General features: G+C 70.3%; 22 protein-coding genes. 13 read left to right on the top strand and 9 right to left on the bottom strand.

Going from position 1 to position 26,782, the window contains the following annotated elements; translation table 11 throughout:
- Window positions 1-29: 29 nt before the first annotated feature.
- From ACZ6S4_RS15745 to ACZ6S4_RS15735, 3 genes are all read left to right on the top strand, one after another.
- Complete coding sequence (locus ACZ6S4_RS15745; protein WP_465475610.1) at window positions 30-1,433, top strand: endo-1,4-beta-xylanase; 1,404 nt, start codon at window positions 30-32, stop codon at window positions 1,431-1,433.
- Window positions 1,434-1,566: 133 nt separating this feature from the next.
- A complete protein-coding gene (locus ACZ6S4_RS15740; RefSeq protein ID WP_465475759.1) occupies window positions 1,567-2,274 on the top strand; it encodes a hypothetical protein in 708 nt (235 codons plus the stop codon).
- Window positions 2,202-2,573 (top strand): RICIN domain-containing protein, encoded by a 372-nt coding sequence (locus ACZ6S4_RS15735; protein WP_465475751.1) that lies wholly within the window; start codon window positions 2,202-2,204, stop codon window positions 2,571-2,573. Before ACZ6S4_RS15740 ends, ACZ6S4_RS15735 begins: the two co-directional genes overlap by 73 nt.
- Here ACZ6S4_RS15735 and ACZ6S4_RS15730 read toward each other — a convergent pair.
- Window positions 2,566-4,317: a hypothetical protein gene (locus tag ACZ6S4_RS15730; RefSeq protein ID WP_465475750.1), complete on the bottom strand. Its 1,752-nt coding sequence runs from the start codon at window positions 4,315-4,317 to the stop codon at window positions 2,566-2,568. The genes ACZ6S4_RS15735 and ACZ6S4_RS15730 overlap by 8 nt on opposite strands.
- Before the next feature lie 237 nt (window positions 4,318-4,554).
- On the opposite strand from ACZ6S4_RS15730, the gene ACZ6S4_RS15725 reads away from it, so the two are divergent.
- Together ACZ6S4_RS15725 and ACZ6S4_RS15720 are read left to right on the top strand one after the other, a co-directional pair.
- Window positions 4,555-5,934 carry a CE1 family esterase gene (locus tag ACZ6S4_RS15725; protein WP_465475609.1) on the top strand — a complete coding sequence of 460 codons (1,380 nt, stop codon included), beginning with the start codon at window positions 4,555-4,557 and terminating at the stop codon, window positions 5,932-5,934.
- Between the two features lie 165 nt (window positions 5,935-6,099).
- Window positions 6,100-6,606, top strand: coding sequence for a DUF3455 domain-containing protein (locus tag ACZ6S4_RS15720; RefSeq protein ID WP_465475608.1), 507 nt, complete (start codon window positions 6,100-6,102; stop codon window positions 6,604-6,606).
- Between the two features lie 43 nt (window positions 6,607-6,649).
- Here ACZ6S4_RS15720 and ACZ6S4_RS15715 read toward each other — a convergent pair whose 3' ends face one another.
- Both ACZ6S4_RS15715 and ACZ6S4_RS15710 read right to left on the bottom strand, forming a co-directional pair.
- A complete protein-coding gene (locus ACZ6S4_RS15715) occupies window positions 6,650-7,891 on the bottom strand; it encodes an SGNH/GDSL hydrolase family protein (protein ID WP_465475607.1) in 1,242 nt (413 codons plus the stop codon).
- A 59-nt stretch (window positions 7,892-7,950) separates the two neighbouring features.
- Entirely contained in the window at window positions 7,951-9,087 is a 1,137-nt protein-coding gene (locus ACZ6S4_RS15710; protein ID WP_465475606.1) for a glycosyltransferase, read from the bottom strand.
- Between the two features lie 29 nt (window positions 9,088-9,116).
- On the opposite strand from ACZ6S4_RS15710, the gene ACZ6S4_RS15705 reads away from it, so the two are divergent.
- Entirely contained in the window at window positions 9,117-9,776 is a 660-nt protein-coding gene (locus ACZ6S4_RS15705) for a DUF998 domain-containing protein (protein ID WP_465475605.1), read from the top strand.
- A gap of 6 nt (window positions 9,777-9,782) precedes the next feature.
- Here ACZ6S4_RS15705 and ACZ6S4_RS15700 read toward each other — a convergent pair whose 3' ends face one another.
- Window positions 9,783-11,420: a glycoside hydrolase family 27 protein gene (locus ACZ6S4_RS15700; RefSeq protein ID WP_465475604.1), complete on the bottom strand. Its 1,638-nt coding sequence runs from the start codon at window positions 11,418-11,420 to the stop codon at window positions 9,783-9,785.
- A 327-nt stretch (window positions 11,421-11,747) separates the two neighbouring features.
- The gene (locus ACZ6S4_RS15695; RefSeq protein WP_465475603.1) at window positions 11,748-12,407 is read right to left on the bottom strand and encodes a ricin-type beta-trefoil lectin domain protein; all 660 of its coding nucleotides are present in this window, start codon (window positions 12,405-12,407) and stop codon (window positions 11,748-11,750) included.
- A 222-nt stretch (window positions 12,408-12,629) separates the two neighbouring features.
- Between ACZ6S4_RS15695 and ACZ6S4_RS15690 the strand changes: the two genes are divergently transcribed.
- Window positions 12,630-14,999: a ricin-type beta-trefoil lectin domain protein gene (locus ACZ6S4_RS15690; RefSeq protein WP_465475602.1), complete on the top strand. Its 2,370-nt coding sequence runs from the start codon at window positions 12,630-12,632 to the stop codon at window positions 14,997-14,999.
- Window positions 15,000-15,047: 48 nt separating this feature from the next.
- Here the strand turns inward: ACZ6S4_RS15690 and ACZ6S4_RS15685 are convergent, their stop codons facing one another.
- The 3 genes from ACZ6S4_RS15685 to ACZ6S4_RS15675 are packed head-to-tail and all read right to left on the bottom strand — an operon-like array spanning window position 15,048 to window position 19,906.
- Window positions 15,048-18,080, bottom strand: a complete 3,033-nt coding sequence (locus tag ACZ6S4_RS15685) for a M14 family metallopeptidase (RefSeq protein WP_465475601.1) — start codon at window positions 18,078-18,080, stop codon at window positions 15,048-15,050.
- 45 nt (window positions 18,081-18,125) lie between these two features.
- Window positions 18,126-18,881: an SDR family oxidoreductase gene (locus tag ACZ6S4_RS15680; protein WP_465475600.1), complete on the bottom strand. Its 756-nt coding sequence runs from the start codon at window positions 18,879-18,881 to the stop codon at window positions 18,126-18,128.
- Complete coding sequence (locus tag ACZ6S4_RS15675) at window positions 18,878-19,906, bottom strand: zinc-dependent alcohol dehydrogenase (protein WP_465475599.1); 1,029 nt, start codon at window positions 19,904-19,906, stop codon at window positions 18,878-18,880. Before ACZ6S4_RS15675 ends, ACZ6S4_RS15680 begins: the two co-directional genes overlap by 4 nt.
- A gap of 95 nt (window positions 19,907-20,001) precedes the next feature.
- Here ACZ6S4_RS15675 and ACZ6S4_RS15670 point away from each other — a divergent pair, with 95 nt between their 5' ends.
- From ACZ6S4_RS15670 to ACZ6S4_RS15645, 6 genes are read left to right on the top strand one after another with little or no spacing between them, the layout of a single operon-like run.
- Window positions 20,002-21,369, top strand: a complete 1,368-nt coding sequence (locus tag ACZ6S4_RS15670) for an ABC transporter substrate-binding protein (protein ID WP_465475598.1) — start codon at window positions 20,002-20,004, stop codon at window positions 21,367-21,369.
- A complete protein-coding gene (locus ACZ6S4_RS15665) occupies window positions 21,366-22,298 on the top strand; it encodes a carbohydrate ABC transporter permease (RefSeq protein WP_465475597.1) in 933 nt (310 codons plus the stop codon). Before ACZ6S4_RS15670 ends, ACZ6S4_RS15665 begins: the two co-directional genes overlap by 4 nt.
- Window positions 22,299-22,302: 4 nt before the next feature.
- Entirely contained in the window at window positions 22,303-23,214 is a 912-nt protein-coding gene (locus tag ACZ6S4_RS15660) for a carbohydrate ABC transporter permease (protein ID WP_465475596.1), read from the top strand.
- 28 nt (window positions 23,215-23,242) lie between these two features.
- Window positions 23,243-24,406, top strand: a complete 1,164-nt coding sequence (locus ACZ6S4_RS15655) for a mandelate racemase/muconate lactonizing enzyme family protein (RefSeq protein WP_465475595.1) — start codon at window positions 23,243-23,245, stop codon at window positions 24,404-24,406.
- A complete protein-coding gene (locus ACZ6S4_RS15650) occupies window positions 24,403-25,038 on the top strand; it encodes an amidohydrolase family protein (RefSeq protein ID WP_465475594.1) in 636 nt (211 codons plus the stop codon). The genes ACZ6S4_RS15655 and ACZ6S4_RS15650 overlap by 4 nt, the downstream gene beginning before the upstream one ends.
- Window positions 25,035-26,066, top strand: a complete 1,032-nt coding sequence (locus ACZ6S4_RS15645) for an aldo/keto reductase (RefSeq protein ID WP_465475593.1) — start codon at window positions 25,035-25,037, stop codon at window positions 26,064-26,066. Before ACZ6S4_RS15650 ends, ACZ6S4_RS15645 begins: the two co-directional genes overlap by 4 nt.
- On the opposite strand, the gene ACZ6S4_RS15640 is transcribed toward ACZ6S4_RS15645, so the two are convergent.
- Entirely contained in the window at window positions 26,014-26,763 is a 750-nt protein-coding gene (locus ACZ6S4_RS15640) for a FadR/GntR family transcriptional regulator (protein WP_465475592.1), read from the bottom strand. The two genes, ACZ6S4_RS15645 and ACZ6S4_RS15640, sit on opposite strands and share 53 nt — an antisense overlap.
- Between the last annotated feature and the right edge of the window lie 19 nt (window positions 26,764-26,782).

Below are 26,782 nucleotides of genomic sequence, written 5' to 3'. Positions count from 1 at the left end.
GGCTCGTGCATCGAGGAGGAAGTGTACTGATGACCATTCTTGCCGCCCGTGCCCGACTGCTGCTCGGCGCGGCCTGCGCCGTGGCCGTCGCCGTGTCCTCGGTGGCCGTGGCCACCCTGGCCCACGCCGATCTCACCGGTCCGCCCGGCACCACCCTCAAGGCCGCCGCCGAGCGCAGCGGCCGGTACTTCGGCGCCGCCATGGGCGGGGACCGCCTCAACGACTCCGGCTTCCTGACCATCGCCAACCGTGAGTTCGACATGATGACCGCGGTCAACGAGATGAAGCCCGACGCGACCGAGCCCAACCGGGGCCAGTTCGACTTCCGGGCCGGGGACGCCATCTACAACTGGGCCACCCAGCACGGCATGCGGGTCCGGGGCCACACCCTGGCCTGGCACGCCCAGCAACCCCGCTTCTGGGGCAGTCTCAGCGGCAGCGCCCTGCGCACCGCGATGATCGACCACATCAACGGCGTCATGGCCCACTACAAGGGCAAGCTCTACGCCTGGGACGTGGTCAACGAAGCCTTCGCCGAGAACGGCAGCCGGCGCTCGTCGAACCTGCAGTCCACCGGCAACGACTGGATCGAGGTGGCGTTCCGCACCGCGCGGGCCGCCGACCCGGGCGTGCAGCTCTGCTACAACGACTACAACATCGAGAACTGGACGTACGCCAAGACGCAGGGCGTCTACAACATGATCCGCGATTTCAAGGCGCGCGGCGTCCCGGTCGACTGCGTCGGCCTGCAGACCCACTTCACCGGGGGCAGCTCGCTGCCGGGCAACTTCCAGCAGACGCTGTCGAGCTTCGCCGCCCTCGGCGTGGACGTGGCGTTGACCGAGGCCGACGTGACCAACGCGTCGGCGAGTCAGTACCAGGGCCTGACCCAGGCGTGCATGAATGTCCCACGCTGCGTCGGCATCACGACCTGGGGCATCCGGGACAGCGACTCCTGGCGGGGCAACGAGAACCCGCTGCTGTTCGACCGCAGCAGCAACCCCAAGCCCGCGTACACCTCGGTCCTCAACGCCCTCAACGCCGCCTCCACGACGGTGCCCGGGACGACCACGCCGCCGAGTACCCCGACCAGCACGCCACCGAGCACCCCGCCCGTCACCGGGCAGCCGGGCGCGTGCACCGCGACCTACCGCACGGCCAGCACCTGGAACGGTGGCTATCAGGGTGAGGTGACGGTGACCAACAACGGCTCCGGCACCCTCAACGGCTGGACCGTCCGGCTGACGCTGGCCGGCGGGCAGACCATCGCGAACGTCTGGAACGGCGTCAACACCGGCACCAGCGGCACGGTCAGCGTCCGCAACGCCGCGTACAACGGCTCCGTCGGTGCCAACGCCTCCACCAGCTTCGGCTTCCTGGTCAACGGCAGCAGCAACGCGGCGCCCGGCGCCCTGTCGTGCGCCAGCCCCTGACCGCCGTCCCCCGCCAGAGGAGAAAGGCTAGTGATGACAACACGTACGGGGCGGACTCGAGCCGACCGTCGCCGGCTACTGGGGCACCTACACCGGGGCGATCGACCAGGCACTCACCAAGGGCAAGGTGATCATGGCGTACTGGGCCCACAGCGGCGGCCGGCCCAGCGACGCCGCGGCCTACGACCGGATGTGGGACACCGTCGTCGCCCGGTACGCCGGCAACAGCAACGCCTACTTCGAGGTCATCAACGAGCCGCACGGGTATTCCACGACCGACCTGAACAACATGTACAACGCCTGGCTCAACCGGCACTCCGGGGTGCCGCGCGGCCGGGTCATCCTGGACGGCGCCGGGCTGGCCCAGAACGTCGCCGCGGTCGGCCAGGACACCAGGTTGAACAACACCCTGCTGGCCGTCCCGGACGGTGGCCACCGAGTGGGGCGGTCCGATGGGCCGGGCAGCAAGAACGGGGTCGCGTACGACACCATCGACTACAACATCCCGAGCGGGTCGTTCTTCGCCGACTACCTGCGGGGCGTCAGCGCCAAACTGCGCGAGCTCGGTGTCGGCGGCGTCTACTGGCCCGGCCTGCGCGACGGCGACTGGTACAGCCTGACCCGGCGCACCGGCAGCGGATCGAATCTGAACCTGACGCTGACCAACCCTTCCGGGCTGAACCGGCTGCGGTACTCCTGGGGGATGGGCACCGGCGGCAGCACGACGGTCCGGTCGTCGGCACGGCCACCAGCCGGTACGCCGACGGCCTGGGCCGTACGGCGGCCGGCTCCGACGTCGGTCAGAGCTCCGCCACCACCAGCGTCAACCAGCAGTGGGTGATCGAGAACTCCGGCACCTACGTGCGGGTCAGGAACCAGGGCACCGGGCTGTACCTGGACGGCATGGGCCGGACCGCCAACGGCAGCGCCGCCGGCCAGTACACCACCGGAACGTCGGCCAACCAGCAGTGGTCCGTGCTGACCGACGCGAACAACGTCCGGCTGCGCAACCGGGTCACCGGCCTCTACCTCGACGGCATGGGCCGCACGGCGAACGGGGCCGGCATCGGGCAGTACGGCGACTCCACCAGCGCCAACCAGCGCTGGAAGATCGTCGCGGTGCCCCAGGACGTCAGCTGATGGTGTAGAGGACGTCCGGGCCGATGTCCTGACGGATGACGCCGGGCGGGGTCGGTGCGTTCAGCACCGCCTCGAACGGCGTGCCCGGGACCCGGTCGCGCAGCACGACCACGCTGCGGATGCCGAGCCGGCGCATGCGGTCCAGGCTGGGCTCGCTGGGAAAGGTCTGCATCAGGTCGCGGAGTCCCTGGTGGTTGGGCGGGATGTAGCCGGACGCCCCGTTGACCATCAAGGGGAATCCTTCGGTCGACCAGAGCAGGACGTTGGTGTCGACGTTCTCGTCGGAGGGCAGCACCATCAACGGCGCCGACGCCATGGTGAACGCGGCCGGTGGAACCGGGGTGTCCGGATGGTCCATGTCGGGCATGCCCTCGGCCAGCACCAGCAGCAACGGGGGAATGGTCAGCACCCGGACGGCGACCGTCTGCCACTGCGGCAGTGTCGCCGCCCGGGCCAGCCGGGCGAGCTTGGTGAGCAGGCCGGCGGCGAGGACAACCATGAAGATGGTCGGCCACAGGATCAACCGGCCGGGGGTACGGCTGCCGTCGAAGCCGGGCACGTACAGGTGCAGGAGGCGGTACGTGGGACCGTTGGTGCCGAGCGCGAACAGGATCCCCAGGACTGTGCCGGCGAGGAGAAGCAGGCGCTGCCGGACGGACCACGACGAGAGGACCAGGCCGCCGAGAGCCAGCAGGTAAAGCGCGTACCCGCACAGCAGCGCCTTCTCGTTGGCGGCGTTGCCGAGCTCGGCCCGGGCGTCGTTGTGCAGGGTGCCCCAGGGCAGCGAGTACTGCGGTGCGACGAACAGGCCGCGCGGCGGCGGCGAGAACACGGCGACGTAATCCCAGGACCGGGTCACGTACGGGTACAGCTCGCGGACCTGCTGGTAGCCGTACGCGAAGAAGGCGGTGACCGCGGTGAAGGCCAGCCCGCCGGCGAGGTCGGCGAGGATCAGCCGGCGGCCCAGTGGCGGGCGGCCCCGGACCAGCCAGCCGATCGCCGCGCAGAGGCAGGCGAGGGCGAGCAGGTAGACGAAACCGAGGCCGATGCCGAAGCCGAGAGTCACCTGCCAGGCCGCGACCAGCCAGCCGGCGACCGCCCAGCCGGGCCGGACCCGGTCGCTGCGGTAACCGCGGGTCAGTGACCAGCCGTGGCCGCGGGCGAGCATCGCCACGGCGAGGGTGATGCCGCCGGTCGACATGATGTTCAGGTGACCCGCATGGTCGTAACGCCAGGGTGCGTAGGCCAGGGCGGCGCCGGCCAGCGCGGCGGCCACCCGCTCGGCGCCCAGCTGGCGCAGCATCGCGTAGCCGCCGAGGAACGCCAGCGCGAACGTCAGCACGAACAGGATGTTGTAGCGCAGCACGGCGGCCGTCACGCCCTCGCCGATCAGCCCGGCCGGCGCGTAGCCGAAGAGGGTGTCGGTGTACGCCAAGCCGAACGTGTCGGGGTAGAAGGCGTTGGTGTGCCACAGCCCGCGCAGGCCGTGCCGCAGGGACTGGCCGTTCCAGGCGACGATCCAGGCCTGCGCCGTCGGGTCGCCGGCGTCGCCGATGATGGTGCGCACCGGGTTGGCGATGGTCTCCTGCTTGACGCCGCCGGTGACGAGCCGGCTCGCGTACGGCGGGAGCAGCCACACCATGACGATCGCGAGCAGCACCGAGCCGGCGGTGGCGACGGTCCACTCGTGCCGCAGCAGCCGCAGCAGCCGGGCCGGTGCTCTCGTTGCCTTCTCGGTGACCACATCGGACAAGACGTACCCCCGTACGCGGAAAGATCCTGGTGAGCGCGAGGAAAGCTAACACGACTTCCGGCGCAGCAATAGAGCGGTTCCGAATAAGGAGAACATCGCCGGCGAAAAACCGTTACGAGAACGCACGCCGATGGTCGATTAACTATTTGCCAGTGAAGTTCTTGAATGCATGGGAGCGCTCCCGTAGCCTGCGTTCATATTCGTGCTCAATCAGCGAGGAGTGACGCGATGGCGAGCGGAAGACGGACCTCGTCGATGGTGGGCGTCGTCCTGGCCGCCGCCGCGCTCCTGGTCGGGGCCGGCGTGGTCGCGGCCTCGGCCGGAACGGTCGCGGCTGACGGGCCCACCGTGCTGGCCGCGACCGCCGGGTGCGGCAAGACGCCGACGCTGCGCAACGGCACTTACACGATCCAGCGCGGTGGCCAGTCCCGCACCTACATCCTGCGCATCCCCGACAACTACCAGCCGACCCTGAAGTACCGGCTGTTCGTCGGGCTGCACTGGCTCAACGGCTCGGCGCAGAACGTCGCCGCCGGGGGCGGTGCGGCCGGCGCCGCGTGGGCCTTCTACGGCGAGCAGCGGGCGTCCGGCAACGGAGCGATCTTCATCGCCCCGCAGGGCCTGGACGCCGGGTGGGCCAACACCAACGGCCGCGACGTGACGCTGGTCGACGACATCCTGCGAGTGGTCGAGAACGACCTCTGCGTCGACACCACCCAGCGTTTCGCGCTCGGCTGGAGCTACGGCGGCTCGATGAGCTACGCCTTGGCCTGCGCCCGGCCGGCCATCTTCCGCGCGGTGGTGGCGTACTCCGGTGCCCAGCTCAGCGGCTGCGCCGGTGGCACCCATCCGGTCGCCTACTTCGGTATCCACGGCACCCGCGACAGCGTGCTGAACATCAGCTCCGGGCGGCAGATCCGCGACACGTTCGTACGGGTCAACGGCTGCACCGCGCAGAACCCGCCGGAGCCCCCGAACGGCAGCGGGCGGCACATCACCACCGCGTACGCGGGGTGCCGGGCCGGGTATCCGGTGCAGTGGGCCGCTTTCGACGGCGACCACACGCCCGAGCCGGCCGACGGCGGCGGCACCAACACCGCGACCACGTGGACGACCGGCGAGGTCTGGCGCTTCCTGAGCCAGTTCGGGCCGGCCACCTCGCCCGCCGGCTCGACCCCGGGGCCGTCGAGCCCGGCGCCCTCGAGCCCGATGCCGAGCGATCCGGTGCCCAGCATTCCCGGCCCCAGCATTCCCGGCCCCAGCAGCCCCGGACCCAGCAGTCCCGCGGACCGGGCGTGCCGGGTGTCCAGCAAGGTCAACGCCTGGAACACCGGGCTGACCGCCGACATCACCCTCACCAACACCGGCACGACCGCGGTCAACGGCTGGTCGCTGAGCTTCGGCCTCGCCGCCGGGCAGACGATCACCGCCGGCTGGAACGCCACCTACAGCCCGGCCTCCGGGCAGGTGACGGCCCGCAACGCCGGCTACAACGGCGCGATCGCCGCCGGCGGGTCGGTCAGCATCGGCTTCCAGGCCGGGCACACCGGCAACAGCGCCGCACCGACCGCATTCGTCCTCGATGGAGTTCCCTGCGTCACCAGTTGAAGCCGCACTCATCCGGGGAAAGTCCGATGCGAACGTGCTGTGGGCCGCGCAAGCCACCGCACGTTCGCATCGGGCATGTCCGCCGGCAGGGGCTCATCGGGCAACGTTCGGGGCATGTGCGGGCAGCCACCCATCGGCAACGGCCGGAGCCGCGTACTCGTACCCGTGCCCACACTCAAGAGAAAAATCGCCCTCACCGCGGCCGCTGTCGTCACGGCCGGCGTCTCCGCGGTCACCTACCAGGCCTCGGCCGCCGAGGCCCCGTCCCTCCAGCCGCCGGCCGGCCTGAAGATCATCGGCCAGTTCGTGGTCGGCACCGGAACCCAGACCTACACCTGTACGGGTGGCAAGTTCACCGGCTCGTCGGTCCCCGAGGCGGGCCTCTTCGACGGGGCCAACCGGAAGATCCACCACTTCGGCGGCCCGACCTGGCAGTCCGAGGCGGACGGCTCGCTGATCACCGCCGCCCCGGTGGCCAACTCCCCGGTGCCCGGCGCGATCCCGGAGCTGCTGCTGGAGGTCAGGACCCGGTCCGGGTCGGGGATGCTCAGCACGGTGACCCACATCCAGCGGCTGAACACCTTCGGTGGCGTGGCCCCGGCCACCGCCTGCACCGACGGTCAGAAGGCAAGCGTGCCCTACAACGCCAACTACATCTTCTGGGGCAACTGACCTCATGTAATGACTTTGCATGGGTTTTCCGCCGCGGGTGGGCTCAGCCGCTGACGATGTCGATGTCGTCGACGTAGCCGCGGAAGAGGCCGGTGGTGCCGGGCTGGTCGTACCCGATCCAGATCTGGTCGACGGTGCCGCCGGCCAGGGCGCTCAGCGGGATCCGGACGAGATTCCACTCGTTGAGCCGCAGGTGGCCCGCCTGGCCCTGGAACCGCGGGTGGGCCCGGACCCCGGACTGGTCGGTCGCGCCGGAATCCCGCAGGCTGCGGCCGTCGGTCAGGAACAGGTCGAGTGCGACCGACGTGGCCGGGTACTGCGGATAGATCCAGTACGACAGCGTCGTGTCCGCGGCGATCGGGACGTGGACGTCGAAGACCTTGTTGTACGAGTACGACTGCGTCGTGCTGGTGTCGTTGCCGGAGTACATGAGGGCGTACGTGCCGCCGTGCGCGGTCTCGGCCCGGCGAGCGGATTCCATGGCGGTCAGGCCGCAGCAGAAACCGCCGACGTTCACGCTCGCGTGGACGCTGTTGGTCCAGGTGGGCTGCGCGGCGGCGCCGAAGTCGGTGCGGAACAGCGGCCAGGCCCGGCCGGCGCCCAGCACCGGACGCAGGGCGCTGTGCCAGAGGTTGGCGAGTTTGACGTATCCGCCGTCGGTGGGATGGATGGTGTCCGGGCCGATGTCGGCGGCCGTCAGGGTGCTGGTGAGGTCGACGAGCCGGACGTTGTGCCCGGCGGCCACCTGCGCCGCGGCGATGGCGGGCAGAGCGGCGTTGAAGGTCCGCGCCCGGCTGTCGTTGGTGGGATTGCCCGAGGGGACCAGCGTGGAGAACACCACGGCGGCGGTCGGCCGGGCGGCGACGATCCGGTCGAGCAGGTCGCGCATCCGCGCCGGCGCGTTCGGCAGGTCGTAGTTCTGCAAGGTGTCGTTGGTGCCGACGTTCAGCAGCACCACGTCGGGCCGGGCGGCGGACAGCCAGGCGTCCGCGTTGGCCGCGATCTGGTCGATGCGCAGACCGGGGTGGCCCTCGTTGTCGCGATCCGTCATCGTGCCCGACTGCTGCGATCCGACGAAGTCGATCGCGACTCCGGCGTCGCCGGCGAGATGCTCGCGCAGCTCCTCGCGGTAGCCGTTGCCGTCGGTGGAGGAGGTGCCCCAGGTGATCGACGCGCCCAGCGGCATGATCCGCACCGGGTCGACCGCGTGGGCCGGTGCCGCCGCCCCGGTCGCGCCGATGGCGGCCGCCAGGAGGACGGCCGTGGTCAGACGCCGGAGAATCATCGGGCTCCCTGCCGTTGACATCGTTGTCAGCGCATTGCACATCGCAGGTCGTCGATGTGTCAAGAGCGGGCCCGGTGGTAGATCGCCTCCAACCGCCGCAGAAAGACCTCCGGCGGGTACGCCGCCGCGGCCGCCATGCCGTCCCGGCTCACCCTGGCCCGTAGGGCGCCGTCGTCCAGCATGCGCAGCAGCGCGGCGGCGAACGCGTCCGGCGTCGGTGCGCAGGTGAAGCGCGCGGCCCCGACGGATCCCGGCCGGACGGCGAGCTCCGGGTCGGCGACCACCACCGGCAGCCCGGCCGCTTCCGCCTCGGCCAGCACCAGGCTCTGCGTGTCCGTGGTGGAGGCGAACGCGAGCACGTCGGCGGCCCGGTAGAAGCCGGCGACCGCGTCGGGCGGCACGGGCGGAAGAACCTGGACGTGACCGTCCAGCCCGAGTGCGGCGATCCGGCGGGCCAGGCGCCGGCGCTGCTGGGACACCCCGACCAGGACCAGCCGGGCGTCCGGCCGGGCTGAGCGCACCCGGGCGTACGCCTGCAGCAACAGTTCCGGGTTCTTCTCGGCGGTGGCCCGGCCGACCGACAGCACAACGTTCCCGCTGGTACGGGCCGGGCGGGGCGCGACGCCGGCGACCGGTGTGGGCAGCACGCAGATCTCGGCGGCCGGCCGGAACGGAGCGAAGCCCGCCGCCGCCTTGTCCGAGGGGGCGATCGCCACCGCCATCCGCGCGAACATGGCCTGGCCGAGCGCAACCAGCCGGCGCCGGCGCACCGCTCCGGGCCGGGTCAGCTCCAGGAACTCCCGGGGCGACCAGCCCAGGCCCAGGCGCACCGCACACCAGGCGGCGCCGGCCGGGATCTCGGCGAACAGGTCGGCGTAGGCCAGCAGGTCGGTGTGCCAGGTCATCACCAGCGGCACGCCCCAGTCGGCGGCCGACCGGAACCCGGTCATCCCGATCGGCCCGGTGCTGTGCGCGTGGACCAGGTCGGCCGGCCGGGGCGTGAACGGCAGCCCGACACGGACCTGCCGCAACGGCACTGGTACCGAGCGGACGCCGTCGCGGCTCAGCAGGGGTCCGGGGCGGTAGAAGTCCACCTCGTGCCCGGCCGCGCGCAGCAGCCGTACGGTCAGCTCGGCCGACCGGGCGACGCCGTCCGGCCGTCCGGCGTGGCTGTCGCAGAAGTGGGCGATCCTCACGGCTCGCCTCTTGCCCGTAGGCTCGCTCGATGAACCGGGGCAAGCGGCTGCTACCGGCGTTCGGAATGCTCGCCGCGGTGCAGATGATCGCCGTGAGCACAGTGGACGGCCTCACCCGGCCCGGCTACGACGAGACGCGCCACTGGATCAGTCAGCTGTCGCTCGGTCCGGACGGCTGGTACGGCACCGTCAACCTCGCCACCTGCGGCCTCTGGCTCATCCTGTGTGCCATCGGGCTGCACCGGCGGGCCGGCGGACGCGCGGTGGTCCTGATCCTGTGGTGCGGGCTCTGTTTCGTGTCCCTCGCCGTCGTCCGGACCGACGCGGGCCTGGGCTTCCCGCCGGGCGTGCCCGAGGAGCACACCCCGCGCGGGCTGATTCACAAGCTGATTGCTCTCACGCTGAGCGTCGCGGGGATCGCCGCGGTGGCCGGTGTCGGACCGCGACGGGTGGCCCGGGTGGTCGCGGCGGCCATGGCGGTGTCGTTCGTGGCGGCCGTCGTGCTGGTGCTGCTCGACGACGGCGAGGTGCTGCCGGGCAATCCGAGCGGGGTGTTCGAACGGGCCGCGTTGTTCGCCGGGCTCGGCTGGATCGGACTGTGCTGTATGGGCCTGGTCGGGGGCCGGCAAGTGGCGGGCACCGGATCGGTGCCCGCCGCTCACTGCGGTGGTTCTGACGTCAGCGGATGACCCCGGTCAGCGCCGGGTCCACTGCTGGTTGGCGGCCCCGGTGCAGGCCCACAGCAGCGTCAGCGTGCCGTTCGCGGTCTGGTTGTTGGAGACGTCGAGGCAGAGGCCGGTCTGGTTGTTGCGGACGGTGCCGTTGCTCTGGAAGGTCCATTGCTGGTTGGTGCCGCCGTTGCAGTCCCAGAGCTGCGCCTTGGCGCCCGCGGTGGCGCCGGTCGGCGCGTCCAGGCACTTGCCCAGCGACTGCAGGGCCTGACCGGACACGGTCCACTTCTGGTTGTTCGCCCCGCCGCAGTCCCAGATGACCGGCTGGGTGCCGTTGGCGGTGTTGCTGTTCGGCACGTCCAGGCAGCGCCCGGACGAGGTGCTGACCAGGCTGGTCGAGGCCGGCACCGGCGGCTCGCCGCTGGTGCCCCCGCTGACCCGGTAGACGACCGTCCCGTGGGCCGGCACGCTCGCGCTGATCGTGCCGCTGGTGGTCGTCGTGGCCCCGCTCCAGGCGTCGACCAGGTTGTACGACGACGCTCCGGTCTTGCCGACCGCCGCGGCGGTGGTGGAGATCGTCCGGGTGGCGCCGCTCTGGTTGAACAGGGCCACCGCGACATCGCCGTTGGCCAGCCGCTTGGCCAGCACCCGTTGGTTGCTGTCGCCCGCCACCTGGACCCCCTGCAGGCCCAGGGTGTCCTGGTTGATGGCGATGAGCCGGGGGTTCTTCAGGATCGTCTGGGTGGCGGTGGTCATGGTGCGGATGTCGTTGCCGGCGATCAGGGGCGCGGCCATGATCGCCCACATGGCGAAGTGGGAACGCTGCTCGGTGTCGGTCAGCGTGCCCCGGCCGACCTCCATCATGTCCGGGTCGTTGAAACCACCCGGCTTGGCGTATCCGGCCAGCGGCACGTTCACGTTGATGATGTTTTGGACGCCCATCGGGTAGTCGTTGACCTGGTTCGTGTTCCAGACCAGCTGGATGTCCTCGGTGGTGCGCCAGATGTTGGCCACATCGCCCCAGTTGCGCTGCGGCCCGGTCTTGGAGTGGATGCTGTTGGAGTTGATGCTGTACAGGATCGGCCGCCCGGTCGCGGCCAGCGCGTCACGCATCTTCGCGAACGTGGCCACCTGGTCGTTGATGGTGCCGCTGGGGGAGCACCAGTCGTACTTCAGGTAGTCCACGCCCCAGGCGGCGAACTGCCGGGCGTCCTGGGCCTCGTGCCCCTGACTGCCGGTCGCACCCGGGTACGAGCCGAAGTACTGCGCGCAGGTCTTGTCCAGCGGCGCCTGGTAGATGCCGAACTTGAGACCCTTGCTGTGGATGTAGTCGCCGAGGGCCTTCATGCCGCTGGGGAAGCGGGTCGGGTCGGCCTGCAGGTTGCCGCTCCCGTCGCGGTCGGGGTTCATCCAGCAGTCGTCGACCACCACGTACTGGTAGCCCGCGTCGCGCATGCCGGAGCTGACGATGCTGTCGGCCATTCCCCGGATCAACGACTCGTTGATGTTGCAGAAGAACGTGTTCCAGCTGTTCCAGCCCATCGGCGGGGTACGGGCCACCCCGTTGTCCAGGGCCTGCGCCGGCGTTGCTGCGGAAGCGACGAACGCCGTGCCCGACAGCATCAGGAGTCCAGCCGCGAGCAAGGATTTCAGAGCTCTCATCGATTACCGACCTGTTCAGAGTGAACGTTAACATCCGGATTTCACAAGGTTGCCAGAATGTTTCCAGGCATTCAAGGGCGAGAATTCGTCACGGCGGTACGCGACTTCTGGATGCCGCTGCGCATAACACAATTACGCCCGGGCCCGGTCAGCGCGTGGTTCAGGGGTATCCGGCGGCGATCACGTTGGCCTGTACCGCGTTCTCGGTCGTCGGACGGGTAGCCGGCGACCATGACTCCCTCGTAGAAGGTGCCGGCGCTCGGTTGGCGCCGCCCACGGGCTTGCAGCAGTCGCCGCCGCTGACGAGGATGATGGCGCCCTGCCTCTTCATCGGGCTGTGCTGGTGAAGGACCGCTGGTTCGGGTTCCAGGTCTGACTGCCGCCGGGATTGATGAACAGCGAGTACGCCTTGGCCACGCCGACCGTCAGCGATTCGGAGGTCGCGGTGGCCGGGCGGCTCCGGGGCGAGCCGGGCACGACGCTCGAACCCTGGTACCAGAGGTCGTTGCCGCGGCCGGACTGGTCGTGGCCGACGGTGATGACGCAGGTGTTCCCGCCGCAGAACGCGTCCTGGGCGGTGCCGTCACCGGTCGGTGGCGTCGGGTCGGCCGGCGAGTCCCACAGCTGGTTGCTCTGCCCGTTGCAGTCCCAGATGACGACCGGCATGGCGTTGGCGGCGCCCTGTCCCGAAGCGTCCAGGCACTTGCCGTTGACCATCAGCTGCTTCGACGCGGTGTAGGTCCAGGTCTGGCCGGAGCAGTCGCGCAGTTGTGCCTGGGTTCCGTTCCCGGAGGCGGTGACGCTCAGGCAGCGGCCGGACCGGGTGCCCACGATCGGGGCGCTCTGGCCCGGCTGGACGGTCGCGGCGGCCGCGGTGCCGGCGACGAGGATGACGGCGAGGGTGACGCCCGCTGCGAGCAGTTGTCCGAGGTGGCGGCACCGTTGGAAACGACCATGAATGGCCTCCCGGTACTGGTGGTTCGCCACATGGGGACAAATCGGCGGATGTCAATACGACTTCACCGGGTCCGATCTCGTTACACATTTCGGGCCGGGGATTTCCGGCGGGGCCGGGATTTACGCATCGACAATGGTCGCTTGACATGGTGGAAACACCGCCTTAACGTCGGCGGAAGGAAACGTCATACGTCATACGCTGCGGCTCTGTGCCGATCGCGCCGCGATGATCCCCGACCCGAGGAGATGCCCGTGCCGTCCACGCTGCGCAGAAAGGTGCTGGCCGGATTCGCCGCGGCGGGTGTGGCCGCCGCGGTGATGACCGTCGCCGGGGCGACCCCCGCACTGGCCGCGCCCACCACCCTCTACGCTTCCCCCGCCGGCTCCGGCACCGCGTGTTCCAGCGCCCAGCCGTGCTCGCTGACGGGCGCGCAGGCCGCGGTGCGGTCGCTGAACGACGCGATGTCCGACGACATCGTGGTGCAGCTGGCCGACGGCGTGTACCGCTTGTCGGCGCCGTTCCGGCTGACCGCCGAGGACTCCGGCACCAACGGCCACACCGTGGTGTGGCAGGCGGCGCCGTCGGCCCGGCCGGCGATCAGCGGAGCGCGGGCGGTCACCGGCTGGACTCTCGCCGACGCCGGTCGCAACATCTGGCAGGCCAATGTGGGCGCCGGGACCGACAGCCGGCAGCTCTACGTCAACGGGTCCATCGCCACCCGGGCGCGCACAAGTGTGAACCGGGCGGACTTCACCGCCAGCGGCACCGGCCTGCGGTTCACCAACGGGGCGCTGAGCTACCTCAACAACCTGGCCAACCAGAACCGGATCCAGCTGGAGAGCGTCGCCTCGTTCACCGACCGGTACGTGTCGGTGCAGAGCATCAGCGGCAACTTCATCACCATGCAGCAGCCGAGCTGGAACAACAACACCTTCGGCTACGACACCTTCACCACCCCGCACCGGGCCGGCCCGCTGTACCTGACCAACGCGTACGAGTTCCTGGACTCGCCGAACGAGTGGTATCTCAACTCCGGCACCGGCACGTTGTCCTACGCGCCGCCGGCCGGCCAGAGCATGAGCAACCTCAGCGTGGAGCTGCCGACGCTGCAGTCCCTGGTCAACATCGGGGGCACCTACGACGCCCCCGCTCACCACGTCACGTTCAAGGGGATCACCTTCACCGGCACCAGCTGGCTCGGGGCCAGCAGCAACCAGGGCTACGCGGACCAGCAGACCGGCGCGTACATGACCGGTAACTGGAACTGGCCGGCGTTGAGCGTCTGTCAGGAGGGGTGCAGCCAGTTCGAGGCCACCCGGCCGCACTGGAACCAGATGCCCGCCGCCGTGCAGGTCTCCGCGGCCAACGCCATCACCTTCAGCGGCTCGCAGTTCGTCAACCTCGGCCAGATGGCCATCGGCATCGGCAACGACGCCAACGCCCACGCCAGCGGCGTCGGCCTGGGCGCCAGCAACATCACGGTCACCGGTTCGGAGATCGCCCGCAGCTCGGCCGGCGGCATCGTGGTCGGCGGCGTACGCGCCGACGCGCACCACCCGAGCGACCAGCGGATGGTCAACCGCGACATCACGATCAGCAACAACCGCATCCACGACCTCGGCGTGGAGTACCGCGGCAACGTGTCGGCCCTGACGACCTACGTCACCAACGCCACCATGTCGCACAACGAGGTCTACAACATGCCGTACTCCGGCATGTCGATCGGTTTCGGCTGGGGCGCCAACGAGCCGGGCGGCAGCAACCAGTACGCCAACCGGGGCCTGTACAACTACCAGCCGCGGTACACCACGGCGACGACCGCCTCGAACAACCGGCTCATCGGCAACTACATCCACGACGTGATGCAGCAGATGACCGACGGCGGATGCATCTACACGCTGTCCTGGAACCCGGGCGCCCGGATCGACGGGAACCACTGCCTGCGGATCAACGGCTGGTTCGGGCTCTACTTCGACGAGGGTTCCAAGTACTACACCGCCAGTGGCAACGTCTTCAACAACGTCGGCACCTGGGCCACCGCCAACTACTGGGGCGGCGAGAACATGGGCAACTTCACCGTCACCGGCAACTGGACCAGCAACAGCAGCACCAACATCACCAACGGCGACCGCGGCAACGTCGTGAACAACACCACGGTCACCAACGGCAACTGGCCCGCCGCCGCGCAGGCGGTGATGGCGGCGGCCGGACCGCAGACCAGCACCAGCCCGCAGACCACCCGGATCGTCGGGGTGCAGTCGGGCCGGTGCGTCGAGGTGGCGGGCGCCGCGACCGCCAACGGCGCCCAGACGCAGCTGGGGGACTGCACCGGCGCCGGCAGCCAGACCTGGACCTACACCGCCTCGAAGCAGCTCATGGTCTATGGCAACAAGTGCCTGGACGCCAGCGGACAGGGCACCAGCAACGGCACCGCCGTCATCATCTGGGACTGCAACGGCCAGCCCAACCAGCAGTGGAACCTCAACGCCGCCGGCACCGTCACCGGCGTCGCCTCCGGACTGTGCCTGGACGCCACCGGCGCGGGTACCGCCAGCGGCACCAGGATCAATCTCTGGGCCTGCCACGGCGGCACCAACCAGCAGTGGACCCGTCCCTCCTGACCGGCTGACCGGACGGGCCCACGCCACCACGGCGTGGGCCCGTCCCGTTCACTTCAGCAGCTGCCGCATCGACCGGGACAACAGCTCGGTGCGGTCCGCCGCGGTCAGCTTCTCCGGCCCGAAACCGAAGTAGAGAGTCGCCGGGGTGGCGGTCGCGGCGCCGAAGTCGTACACGTGCCCGGCCCGGGTCCAGTCGGTCGGGTTGGGCGCGGAACCCGGCGGTGGCCCGGCCACGGTCCAACCGCCCAGGTCCGTCTCGAAGGACGTACGGGCGACGGTCGCGCCGTCCACGTCCAGGCGTACGTCGTCGAGGAAGACGCCGTAGCCCTGGACGTACCAGTCGGATGTGGAGCTGATGGAGATCTCGACCTGCTTGCCCGCGTACGCGGACAGGTCGGCATGGAAGTCTTTCCACCCGCCGCTGTTGCCGGTCGCGGCGTTCCAGTCGCCGGTGGAGCCGTGCGGTGTGCAGTCCTCGGCCCAGTAGTGGGCCAGGAACGGGTGCGGGTCGAGCCGTTCCCACTCGCAGGTCCACCCGACGTCCGTACTGGTCAGGCCGCCGGTGTCCGGCAGGGTGGTCCAGTTGTCGGTGCCGACCTCGTGCGCCTCCACGATGAGGAAGTCGGCCCCCGGGTCCGTGTCGAACGAGGTCTTGAACCGCAGGTGCGCGTCCCGCGCCGTCCTCAGGTCGACGGTCCTGGTCAGTCGCTTGTAGGAGGAGTCCGAGCGCCCGCTCCACAGGTACTGGTCCCCGTCGGCCGGGTCGTAGGGTCCCGGACCGTCGTGCTGCCAGACCATCGGGACCGTGCTGGTGAACTGCGGGAACTGAGCCGCGGGCAGCTCGCTCGATGTGCTCAGGAACGCCGCCGTGTGCTGCTGTGCCCCGGCCGGGGCGGAGAAGCCCGCCAGCGCGCCGGCGGTGCCGGCCACCGTCGCGCTCCCGCCGTTGTCCACGTACGCGCCGGCGCCGAGCCAGTACTGCCGGAAGTCGTCGCTCAACGGCTGGCAGTCGAGGTCGTCGCCGCCGTCACCGCACTCCCCGGGGCCCTGCGGGAGGTAGAAGTACCCCGCGGATGCGGCGTACTGGGCGTACTGGCCGGCGTGCAGCAGCTTGCCGCCCTCGTTGAGGTAGTCGCGGACGGCCAGGTCGGTCTCGAAGGTGGCCCGGGTGGTGGCCCACTCCGGCTGGCCCGGGTTGCGCGGGACGATGTCGTCGCCGGTCTCCCACACCACCGCCCGATAGTGGGAGAGGACGCCGAGCGGGTGCGGGGCCCGCCGGTCGTGCGTGTCCATGTCGTAGACGTCGGCGGTGTGACCGGAACGCTTGAGGGCCTCGACGTAGGTGCCCGCGTACCGGGCCGCGGTGGCGCCGTCGGTGTTCGCCGGTTCGACGGCGGTGACGTCCTCGGTGGCCAGCACGAGCACGTCGCCGCCGACCTGCTGGTTGACGGTGTAGGTGAAGGGTGCGCTCTTGTGGCCGCCGGCGGCGGTGAACCACACGGTCACCCGGTCGCCCGGCTTCTGCCCGGTGACGGTGCCGCGCAGCTCCGCGAAGTACTTGTCCGCGCTGCCGCCGTACCTCTGGCCGCCCTGCCACTTGGTGACCGCGACCGTACGCTCTCTGCCGTTGATCCTGGTGTGCAGTCGCACGTTGCGCAGCGAGCGCTTGGCGACCACGGCCACCTGCTGGGGGGTGCCGAAGGAATCAGGGAAGGTGTCGGGGACGAAGTCCCTGGTCGACCGGCCGGCCACGGAGACCGGATCGGCCGGGTTCCGCGCCGAGCGGGCCAGCGAGAGCGCGAACGGGATGTTCTTGGCGACCTCGGCCTGGATCAGCTTCTCGTCATCGGGGAAATCGAACTCGGTACGGCAGTCCTCCGGTCGCCAGGCGTCGTCCGGATCGGACTCCGAGGCGGTCTGGCACGTCGACATCTCGGGGGCGAAACCGATGGTCCCCATCCGGACCTGGGCGTGATGGTTGGTGTCGCCGTTGGTGACATACAGCTCGGCGGAGATGTCCGGGTCATAACCGGGTACGGCCGGGTGCGCGTCGTCGCCGGCCAGCGCCATGGCGATCTGGTCGTCCGGGCTGACCGTCTCGACCTGCCAGCCGGCGCCCCAGAGGATGAGTTGGGCGGCCGAGTGGTAGTTGACCAGGAACTCGAAGCCGACCCGGCGGAACAGGGCGTCCATCGCCCGGGTCTCCGGCTCGGACTGCGGCGCGGGACCCCGATAGGTCTCGTCGCCCGGTTCCGGCGACGAGCCTTCGTTGTCGTATCCCCACCGCTCGGCGAAGTTGCGGTTGAGGTCGATGCCGTCCTCGGGCCCGTACCGGCCGTCGCCGTTGTTGTCGCGCATGTTCTTGCGCCAGTAACGGTATTCGTCGGAGGTGAAGGTGAGGTCGTAGCCGTCGGGGTTGGCCACCGGCAGGAACCACAGCTCGGTCGTGTCCACCAGGCCGGTGATGGCAGGGTCGGTGCCGTAGCTGTCGAGGACGTGGTGCATCAGCCGCCGGGTCATCTCGGGGGTGATCCACTCCCGGGCGTGCTGCCCGCCGAAGTAGAGCACGGCCGGGCGGCGGCCGTCGGGCACGGTCCGGGCGTTGCGGGTGACCTTGACCGCCTGGATCGGGACTCCGCGGACCGTCGTGCCGATCGTCTCGAGCTTCGCCAGTTTCGGGAAGCGTGCCGCGGTGGTGGCCAGCTCCTCGCGGATGCCGCCGAGCGAGTGGTAAGGCCGGAAGACTGTGGGGCCGGCTGCCTTGCGGGAGCGCGTCGAAGCGGTCTCCGGTTTGCGGGACAGGGAAACGCCGGCCTTCACGAGCCGGTCCGCCTGGGCCCGGCCGAGGATCACCTCGACCGCGGCCTTGCGGCCCGGAACCGGCGCGCGGCCGAGCTCGTCCGCCGCCAGGCCGGCCGTACGCAACGTGTCCCACTGGCGGTTGTCGAGTGTGCCGACGTAGACGTCGAGCCGGTCCTCGGAGGACGGTGCGGCCCCGGCCTGCGCCGGGATCGCGGTGACGGCGGCGGCGGTGGTGATGAGCACGGCTGCCGCCATGGCTGTCCGTTGTGAGCGCCTCATGAGTGACAAGTATCGATGTCTTGTCAACGCGCACGAGGCTCGCGGTCATCGGCCCAGCCATCCTCCGTCCACTGCGAGCACCGTGCCGGACACGTAGTCCGAGGCCGCCGAGCTGAGGAAGACGGCCGCGCCCGCGAGGTCGGCGCTGTGGCCCCAGCGCCCGGCCGGGATCCGTTCCAGGATCGACCGGGAGCGGTCGGGATCCGCGCGCAACGCGGCGGTGTTGTCGGTGGCGATGTAGCCCGGCGCGATGGCGTTGACGTTGATGCCCCGGCCGGTCCACTCGTTGGCCAGCGCCCGGGTGAGCCCGGCGATCCCCGACTTGGCGGCGGTGTAGCCGGGGACGTTGATGCCGCCCTGGAAGCTGAGCAGGCTGGCGGTGAAGACGATCTTGCCGCTGCCGCGTTCCAGCATCGGCGCGGCGACCAGCTGGGTCAGCACGAACTGGCTCGACAGGTCGACCTCGATGACCCGGTCCCACCAGGACAGCGGGTGCTCCGCCGCGGGTGCCCGTTCGATCGTGCCGGCGTTGTTGATGAGGATGTCCGGCGCCCGCCCGGCCAGCTCGCTGCCCAGCGCTGTCACGGCGTCGCGGTCGGCGAAGTCGACGGCGCGGGCCTCGAAGGTGCGACCGAGCCCGCGGACCGACTCGGCGACCTCGTCGTCGGCGTGCATCCGGGCACTGACCCCGATGATGTCCGCGCCTGCGGCGGCCAGGGCTTCGGCCATCGCCCGGCCGATGCCGCGGCGGGCGCCGGTGACCACGGCGAGCCGCCCCTCCAGATCGAACAAGCCGCTCATGCCATCGACTCCCCGGCGACGTCGATGAGGATCTTCATGGCCCGGCCGGCCGACAGGTCCGCGATGGCGGTGGCTGTTTCCTCCAGCGGCACGACGCCCGAGATCAGCGCCGCCGCCGGAATCACCCCCCGGCGCAGCAGCTCGATCGCCCGCTCGAAGTCGGATCGCTGGTAGACCCGCGCGCCCAGCAGGCGGAGCTCCCGCCAGAAGACCCGCTGCAGGTCGATCTCGCGTGCGGCGGCGTGGATGGCGACGACGACGATCGTGCCCCGGACCTTGGCCAGTGCGGTGGTGGCCCGGACCGCCGCGGCCGCGCCGGACACCTCGAACACCACATCCGCGCCGACGCCGCCGGTCCAGCTCTCGACCTCGGCGGTGAGATCGGTGCCGGCCGGATCCAGCACCTCGAAGCCGAGCGCCGCGATGCGGCTGCGACGCGACTCGTCGATCTCCGCGACCCGGACCTCCGCCCCGGCTTCGCGTGCCACGCAGGCGATGAGCACTCCGATCGGACCGCCGCCCAGGACGACGACCCGGTCGCCGACCTGCAACTCGGAGCGGCGGACGTCGTGCACGGCCACGGCCGCGGGCTCGACCAGCGCCGCGGTGCGCAGGTCCAGGTCGCCGGGCAGCGGCACCGCGATCGACGCCGGTACGTTCCAGCGCTGTTGCAGCGCACCGGGAGAGTCGATGCCCACGAAGACCAGGTTCTGGCAGATGTGCTGATGCCCGGCCAGACAAGCCGCACAGGTGCCGTCCCAGAGCAGTGGCATCACGGTCAGCGGATCGCCGACCGCCCAGCCCTGAACGGCGGCGCCGACGGCGGCCACGGTGCCCGAGGCCTCGTGACCGAACGCCAGCGGCGTCCGTACCCGGGCGTCCATGTCGCCGTGCACGATGTGCAGATCGGTGCCGCACAGACCGCAGTAGGCGACGGCGATCTGCAGTTCGCCCGGTCCCGGTGGTGCCTCGTCCATGGACACCGTCCGCAGCCGGCCTGAGCCCTCGTACGTCGTGCCCTTCATCGGCAGCTCTCCCTTGCAAACATCATACGTATGCCCTTATATTTCGGGCCGATGAACGCGGCGTCAATACGGAAGATCAGAAAAGGACACCGACTATGGTCCGTTCCAGGCGTGCCCGCTCCATCCGCTCCCTCCTGACAACCCTCGGCGGCGTCGCGGTTCTCACGGTCGCTCTCGCCGGCTGCGGCAACGACGACGGTGGTGGTTCCACCGCCGGCTCCTACGGATTTCCTCAGGTCACCCAGGACGACAAAGCCCCCATCACGGTATGGGTGGACGCCGATCGCACGAAGGCCGCGGACGCCTTCAAGAAGGCCCACCCGGAGGTGCCGATCCAGGTCGTGACCTACGACGGATCGGCCAACGGCTCCAACTCGTTCCGTACCAAGATCCAGCTCTTCGATCGCACCCAGAGCGGCTGGCCCGACGTCGTGTTCTCGACGCAGAACAACGACGCCGCCTGGGCCAGCCAGCAGAGCAACGGCAAGCAGGCCTTCGCCGCCGTGCTCAACGGCGGGCTCGTGCCCAAGGACACCCTCGACAAGTTCACCCCCGGCGCGCTGAACCCGTGCACCGTCGACGGCAAGGTCTACTGCCTGCGCAACGACCTCGCCCAGGTCGTGCTCCGGTACAACAAGGCGCTGTTCGACCAGTTCGGTTACAAGGTCCCGGCCACCTGGCAGGAATACCAGGCCCTCGGTGAGAAGGTCGCCCGGGAACACCCCGGCAACATCGTCGGCACCGTGGGCGACGCCTGGACCCCGGAGGTCTTCTTCTGGGGCAGCAAGTGCCAGGCGAACGACATCACCGGCCCCAAGACGGTCACGGTGAACACCACGACCCCTCAGTGCCAGCGCGCGGCGGCGATGCTCGACACGCTGATCAAGAACGGCACCACGCCGAACGTCAGCGTCTTCACGCCGGAGTTCGTGAAGAAGTACTCCGGCAAGGTGCTGATGATGCCCGGACCGGCCTGGTACGCCGGCGCCATCTTCAACAACCCGCAGTCGCTCAAGGTGCCCGCCGGTCAGCTCGGGGTGGCCGCGCCGCTGGCCTGGCCGGGCGAGGACGCCGTGACCGGCAACGTCGGCGGCGGCACCTGGTTCGTCAGCAGCCACTCGAAGAACCTCAAGGCCGCCGAGACCTTCGCCGAGTTCGTCACGACGGCCGACGACTACCAGGTGGCGGTCGCTCCCGGCTATCCCGCGTACGGGCCGGCCGCCGAGAAGTGGGTGAAGAAGCAGGAGTCGAGCGGCTACTACGCCACCGACCTGAAGGCCATCGTCACCGCCGGCACCTCGATCTGGCCCGGCTGGGGCTCGGGCATCTTCAGCCAGGAGGCGGTCTGGGCCAAGACGATGACGCCGGCCATCGCCGGCGGCAAAAGCGTGGTCACGCTCCTCCCGGAGTGGCAGACGGCGATCAAGAACCAGGCGCAGGTCGACGGATACACGGTCAAATGACGGTCGTCGACCGCACCGCGCAAGCGGCGGCCGTGGCGACGCGGCGGGCGGCCCGCCGGCCGCCCACCGGCCGCGACAACGTGATGAGCTACGGCCTCATCTCGGGCTACGCGGTGCTCACACTGGCCTTCGGGTTACTGCCGGCGCTGTACGCGGTGTACCTCGCCTTCACCGACGCCACCGGTGGATTCGCCGGCCTGGCCAACTTCTCCAAGGTGGCCGGCGACTTCCGCTTCTGGCCGGCGGTCTCGCACGTGGCCCTCTACCTGGTCATCTGGCTGGTCGCGCTGGTGGCGCTGGTGACCGTGCTGGCGGTCGTCGTGCACGCCATCAGGGTCCGGTGGCTCAGCCGGACCCTGCGGCTGGTCTTCTACCTGCCGGGCGCACTGGCCGGGGCCTCCAGCGTGCTGCTGTGGCTGTTCGTCCTCGACCCGACGGCCAGCCCGGTCGGCGGGCTGCTGCGGCTGCTCGGCTTCGAGAGCTTCGTGCAGGTCATCGTGCCGGGGAACCTGCCGGTCATCTTCGCCGTCATCGCCTTCTGGACCGGCGCCGGCGGCTGGATCGTCATCATGTACGGCGCACTGAACAACATCAGCGCCGAGGTCATCGAGGCGGCCCGGGTGGACGGTGCGAACGCCGTGCAGATCGCCTGGCGCATCCAGCTGCCGATGCTGCGCAAGTGGATCTCGTACATGGGCATCATGTCGCTCGCCGCCGGCACCCAGCTGTTCGTCGAGCCGCAGCTGCTCTCGCAGGCCAGCAACGCCGTCGTGCCCAACGACTACTCGCTCAACCAGCTCGCCTACCAGTACGCGTTCCAGCAGAACGACTTCAACGGAGCAGCGGCGATCTCCCTGCTGCTGCTCGTCGTCGCCCTCGCGCTGTCGGCGGTCTTCGTGACGCGCGGCGGCCTGTTCGAGCGGGAGTGAACCCATGAGCTCTGTGCCCACCGGCTCCGCGGCGGCGCACCGGCCCGGCGTCAGCGGCTGGAGCGGCCGGGCGATCGTCGCGGTCATGGTGACGGTGTTCGTGCTGTTCTTCGCCGTCCCCATCGTCTGGCTGCTGCTGGCCACCACCAAGTCGGCGCGCGGCCTGAGCGTCGGCGACCCGTTCGCCTTCGGCAGCACCGGCGACCTGGCCACCAACTGGAGCCAGCTGTTCGGCTTCCAGGACGGCGCGGTCACCACCTGGATGACCAACTCGGCGCTGTACGCCGTCGGCGCGCTCGTCATCACCCTGGTCGTGAGCATCCCGGCCGGGTACGCGCTGGCCCTGACCCGGTTCCGGTTCCGGCGGCTGCTGCTGGTGCTGACGCTGATCGTCATGCTGATCCCCAACACCGCGCTGGTGCTGCCGATCTTCCTGGAGCTCAACGCGGTGGGCCTGATCGGCAGCCCGCTGTCGGTGATCCTGCCGATGTCGTTCTTCCCGTTCGGGGTGTACCTGACCTACATCTACTTCTCCACCAGCATCCCGCGCGACCTGCTGGCCGCGGCCCGGATCGACGGGTGCCGGGAGATCCAGGTGTTCACCCGGATCGCCCTGCCGCTGGCCGCGCCGATCGTCGCGCTGGTCGCGTTCTTCAGCTTCGTGCAGAACTGGAACAACTTCTTCCTGCCCTTCGTGATGCTGCCCTCCAGCGACGGCTATCCGGTGCAGGTCGGGCTGACCTCCCTGCTCGCCTCCACCCCGGCGTTCAACCCGAGCTCCGCCGGCGGGCAGTCGGTCCAGCTGCCGACGCTGGCCCTGGCGACCGTGGTCTCGGTGCTGCCGGTGCTCATCGTCTTCCTCGTGTCACAACGCTTCCTGGTCGCCGGCATGACCGCCGGCGGCACCAAGGAGTGAGCCGAATGTCTGCCGACCAGGAGCCAACATGAAAGTCACCGGTTATCGCAGCCTGTTGACCAAGCACGAGTGGGGGCGGCTGACCGGTGACGCCAACGGCGTGATGCCCGAGCCGCGCACCGACGTCCACGTGCTGATCCTCGAGACCGACGACGGGCTCGAAGGCGTCGGCGTCGGCCCGCACGGCGACATCGACCGGATCTTCGGTGCCGTCGAGGGCGAGGACCCGCGGGCCGTCACCGCGCTCTACGACCGCATGCTGAGCTGGGTGTTCAAGACCGGCCACGCCGGGGCGACGTTCGGCGCGGTCGGGGCGATCGACATGGCGCTGTGGGACCTCAAGGCGAAGGCGGCGGGCGAGCCGCTCTGGCGGACCCTCGGGGCGCTGGACCGCTTCGTGCCCGGGTACGCCTCCGGGCTCGACATCGCGCTCGACGACGAGGCCCTCGTCCGCCTCTACGAGCGCTACGCCGACCGCGGTTTCAGCTCGGCCAAGCTCAAGGGCGGCCTCGACGTCACCCACGACCTGCGCCGGCTGCTGGCGGTCCGCGACGTGCTGCACCGCAACTCGACCCACCCGGCGCTGATGCTCGACGCCAACGAGGCCTGGAACCGTACGCAGGCGGTCCGGTTCGTCAGCGAGCTGGAGCGCACCGTCGACCTGGCCTGGATCGAGGAACCGGTGCGCCGCTGGGACGCGGCCGGTCTCGCCTCGGTGCGCCAGCACCTGCGCGCGGCCGTGGCGACCGGCGAGAACCTCACCGGCCTGGAGCAGTACCGGCCGCTGCTGGACGCCGGCGCCGTCGACATCGTCCAGGTCGGCAACGTCTGGGGCATCACCCACTTCCTCCGGGTGGCCGCCGTCGCGCACAGCCACGACCTGCCGGTGAGCCCGGTGTCCTATCACGCCAACCCGGTGGCCCACGCCGCCGCCGCGGTGCCCAACCACCTGTCCTTCGAGGTGCAGCACCTCGACTCGCCGATCGGCCTGCGGATCGATCAGGAGGTCATGGACGGCGGTATCGTCCTGGGCGACGAGCCGGGCATCGGCATCCGGGTCGACGAGGAGCGCATCAACGCGGTACGGGCCGCCAACCCGGTCGCCGGGATCACCGGCCCGCACGTGCGTCCCCGGCGGGCCGGGCTGCGGCTGGTCCCCGAGTCCCGGCGCGACCTGCGGCACCTGTCATGAGCGGGGTGATCGACGCGCACGTGCACCTGTGGAACCGCGCCACCGATCCGCAGCCCTGGATCGACCCGGCGACGATGGCGGTCATCGACCGCGACTTCGCCGCCGGCGACCTCGAACGCATGCTCGACGAGACCGGCAGCGACACCGCGGTGGTGGTCCAGGCCGGCAACAGCATCGCCGAAACCCGGAGGCTGCTGGCCGGTGCCGGGCCCCGGGTGGCCGGGGTGGTCGGCTCGTGGCAGCAACCGCTGGCCGCGACCGTCGCCGGGGAGCATCCCGGCCTGCGCTTCGTCGTCGACCATCTCGGTGGCATCGCCGACTCCATCGACGACGACGGCTGGGAGCGCGGCCTGCGGGCGCTCGCCGCCCGGCCGAACGTCCGGGCCAAGATCTCCGGGCTGGCCGGGCTTGTGAAGGACCCGCAACGGCTGCGCCGGGTGGTCGGCGTGGCGGTCGAGGCCTTCGGCCCGCAGCGGCTCACGTACGGCTCCGACTGGCCGGTGGCGTGTCTGGGCGCCGGCCCGGTCGCCTGGCGTACGGCTGTGGACGAACTGCTGGCCGACCTGAGCGCGGGGCAGCGCGCCGCGATCATGTCGGGAACCGCCTCGGCCTTCTACGGGCTCGGCACATGACCAGCGCGGTCGAGGAGCTGCGGCGCCGCGGGGTGATCGGGCTGGGCGGCGCACCGCTGGGCAACTTCGCCGGTGCCATGGACGACGAGCAGGCCGCCCGTACGCTGCGCCGGGCCTGGGAACGAGGTATCCGCTACTTCGACACCGCGCCGCACTACGGCCTCGGGTTGTCCGAGCGGCGCATCGGTGCGGAGTTGCGTCACCGGCCGCGTGACGAGTTCCTCATCTCCACCAAGGTCGGCCGGCTGCTCGTTCCCCGCGTACCCCCGCTCGACCAGGACGACGACGGCTTCGTCGTGCCCGGAGACCTGGAGCGGCGCTGGGATTTCTCCGCCGGCGGAGTCGAGCGGTCCCTGCGGGAGAGCCTCGAACGCCTCGGGCTCGACCGGATCGACATCCTCTACGCGCACGACCCCGATCAGGCCTGGGACGGCGCGGCCCGGGAGGCACTGGCGTCGCTGGCCCGGCTGAAGGCGGCGGGTGTCGTGTCGGCCATCGGCGTCGGGACGAACTCGACCGCCGGCCTCGGACCGCTCATCCGCGAGGGCCTGGTCGACGTGATCATGCTCGCCAACCGGTACTCGCTGCTCGACCACAGTGGCCTCGAGGCGGTGCTCGCGCCGGCCCGGGACGCCGGCATCGCGATCGTCGCTGCCGGCGTCTTCGCCACCGGTCTGCTCTCGACGGCGCAGCCCGAGCCCGGCGCCACGTACGAATACCGCCCGGCCGACGCCGCAGTGGTCCAGCGGACCAGGCTGATCGCGTCGATCTGCGCGGACCACGGTGTGCCGCTGCCCGCGGCGGCGCTGGCCTTCCCGCTGCTGCATCCCGCGGTCGCCGCCGTGGCCATCGGCATGCGCTCGCCCCGGGAGGTCGACGAGGACATCGAGCGGTTCACCACCGACATCCCCGCCGGACTGTGGCGTGACCTGGTCTCGGCCGGGCTCATCCCGGCGGGCGCGGTGCCGGCGGGACCTACGAGCCGCTCTCCGGAGGAGCCGCCGGGCGGCGCCGCTGCCAGGAGCTGACGATGTGGTGGCGCATCGCCCGCTCGGCGCCCTCGACGTCGTGCCGGGCGATCGCCTCGACCACCTTGCTGTGCTCCTCGATGGTCGAGGCGAAAGCGCCGTCGTAACGGAGCCCCTGGTACCGGTCGCTCTCCAGCGCGCGCCGGTACAGGCGTTTGGCTATGTTCTCGGCCAGCCGGTTGCGGGAGATCTCCATGACCGTGAAGTGGAAAACGACGTCCTCCTGCCGGAAGGCGTCGCTCTCCTGCCGCATCTCCCGCATGGCGTCCAGGACGTGCTCGATGCGCGCCAGCTCCTCCTGGGTGTGGTGCGCGGCCACCGCGCCGGCCATGGCCGATTCCAGGTTTCCCCGCACGATGGTGAGCTCGTCGAGGATGCCCAGCGACTCGTCACTGTCGATCAGCGCGGAGAGCACGATCGGGTCCAGCATGTTCCACGACCCGGCCCGGGCCACCTGCGTGCCCCGGCCCTGGGCGACGACGACCAGCCCCTTCTCCTCGAGCCGCTTCACCGACTCGCGGATCACGGTGCGGCTCACCCCGAAGTGATCGCTGAGCGGGCCCTCCGGGGGCAGCAGGCCGCCCTCGGGGATCTCACCCGTGACGATGAGCTCGACGAGCTCACTGGTCACCGCCACACCGAGCCGCGCCGAGCGGCGGCGGGGCGGAAAGGCGGAGGTGTCGGGCTGGTCTGCCATGACCGCAATATACGGGTCG

Source organism: Actinoplanes sp. NPDC051405 (assembly GCF_055586185.1).
This window is presented reverse-complemented; position numbering and strand designations above follow the sequence as displayed.

Bases quoted from the DNA above. Each gene is read 5' to 3' on its own strand.
- ACZ6S4_RS15745 (WP_465475610.1), top strand. From the start codon at position 30: ATGACCATTCTTGCCGCCCGTGCCCGACTGCTGCTCGGCGCGGCCTGC.
- ACZ6S4_RS15740 (WP_465475759.1), top strand. From the start codon at position 1,567: ATGGCGTACTGGGCCCACAGCGGCGGCCGGCCCAGCGACGCCGCGGCC.
- ACZ6S4_RS15725 (WP_465475609.1), top strand. From the start codon at position 4,555: ATGGCGAGCGGAAGACGGACCTCGTCGATGGTGGGCGTCGTCCTGGCC.
- ACZ6S4_RS15715 (WP_465475607.1), bottom strand. From the start codon at position 7,891: ATGATTCTCCGGCGTCTGACCACGGCCGTCCTCCTGGCGGCCGCCATC.
- ACZ6S4_RS15705 (WP_465475605.1), top strand. From the start codon at position 9,117: ATGAACCGGGGCAAGCGGCTGCTACCGGCGTTCGGAATGCTCGCCGCG.
- ACZ6S4_RS15700 (WP_465475604.1), bottom strand. From the start codon at position 11,420: ATGAGAGCTCTGAAATCCTTGCTCGCGGCTGGACTCCTGATGCTGTCG.
- ACZ6S4_RS15685 (WP_465475601.1), bottom strand. From the start codon at position 18,080: ATGAGGCGCTCACAACGGACAGCCATGGCGGCAGCCGTGCTCATCACC.
- ACZ6S4_RS15680 (WP_465475600.1), bottom strand. From the start codon at position 18,881: ATGAGCGGCTTGTTCGATCTGGAGGGGCGGCTCGCCGTGGTCACCGGC.
- ACZ6S4_RS15675 (WP_465475599.1), bottom strand. From the start codon at position 19,906: ATGAAGGGCACGACGTACGAGGGCTCAGGCCGGCTGCGGACGGTGTCC.
- ACZ6S4_RS15670 (WP_465475598.1), top strand. From the start codon at position 20,002: ATGGTCCGTTCCAGGCGTGCCCGCTCCATCCGCTCCCTCCTGACAACC.
- ACZ6S4_RS15665 (WP_465475597.1), top strand. From the start codon at position 21,366: ATGACGGTCGTCGACCGCACCGCGCAAGCGGCGGCCGTGGCGACGCGG.
- ACZ6S4_RS15660 (WP_465475596.1), top strand. From the start codon at position 22,303: ATGAGCTCTGTGCCCACCGGCTCCGCGGCGGCGCACCGGCCCGGCGTC.
- ACZ6S4_RS15655 (WP_465475595.1), top strand. From the start codon at position 23,243: ATGAAAGTCACCGGTTATCGCAGCCTGTTGACCAAGCACGAGTGGGGG.
- ACZ6S4_RS15650 (WP_465475594.1), top strand. From the start codon at position 24,403: ATGAGCGGGGTGATCGACGCGCACGTGCACCTGTGGAACCGCGCCACC.
- ACZ6S4_RS15645 (WP_465475593.1), top strand. From the start codon at position 25,035: ATGACCAGCGCGGTCGAGGAGCTGCGGCGCCGCGGGGTGATCGGGCTG.
- ACZ6S4_RS15640 (WP_465475592.1), bottom strand. From the start codon at position 26,763: ATGGCAGACCAGCCCGACACCTCCGCCTTTCCGCCCCGCCGCCGCTCG.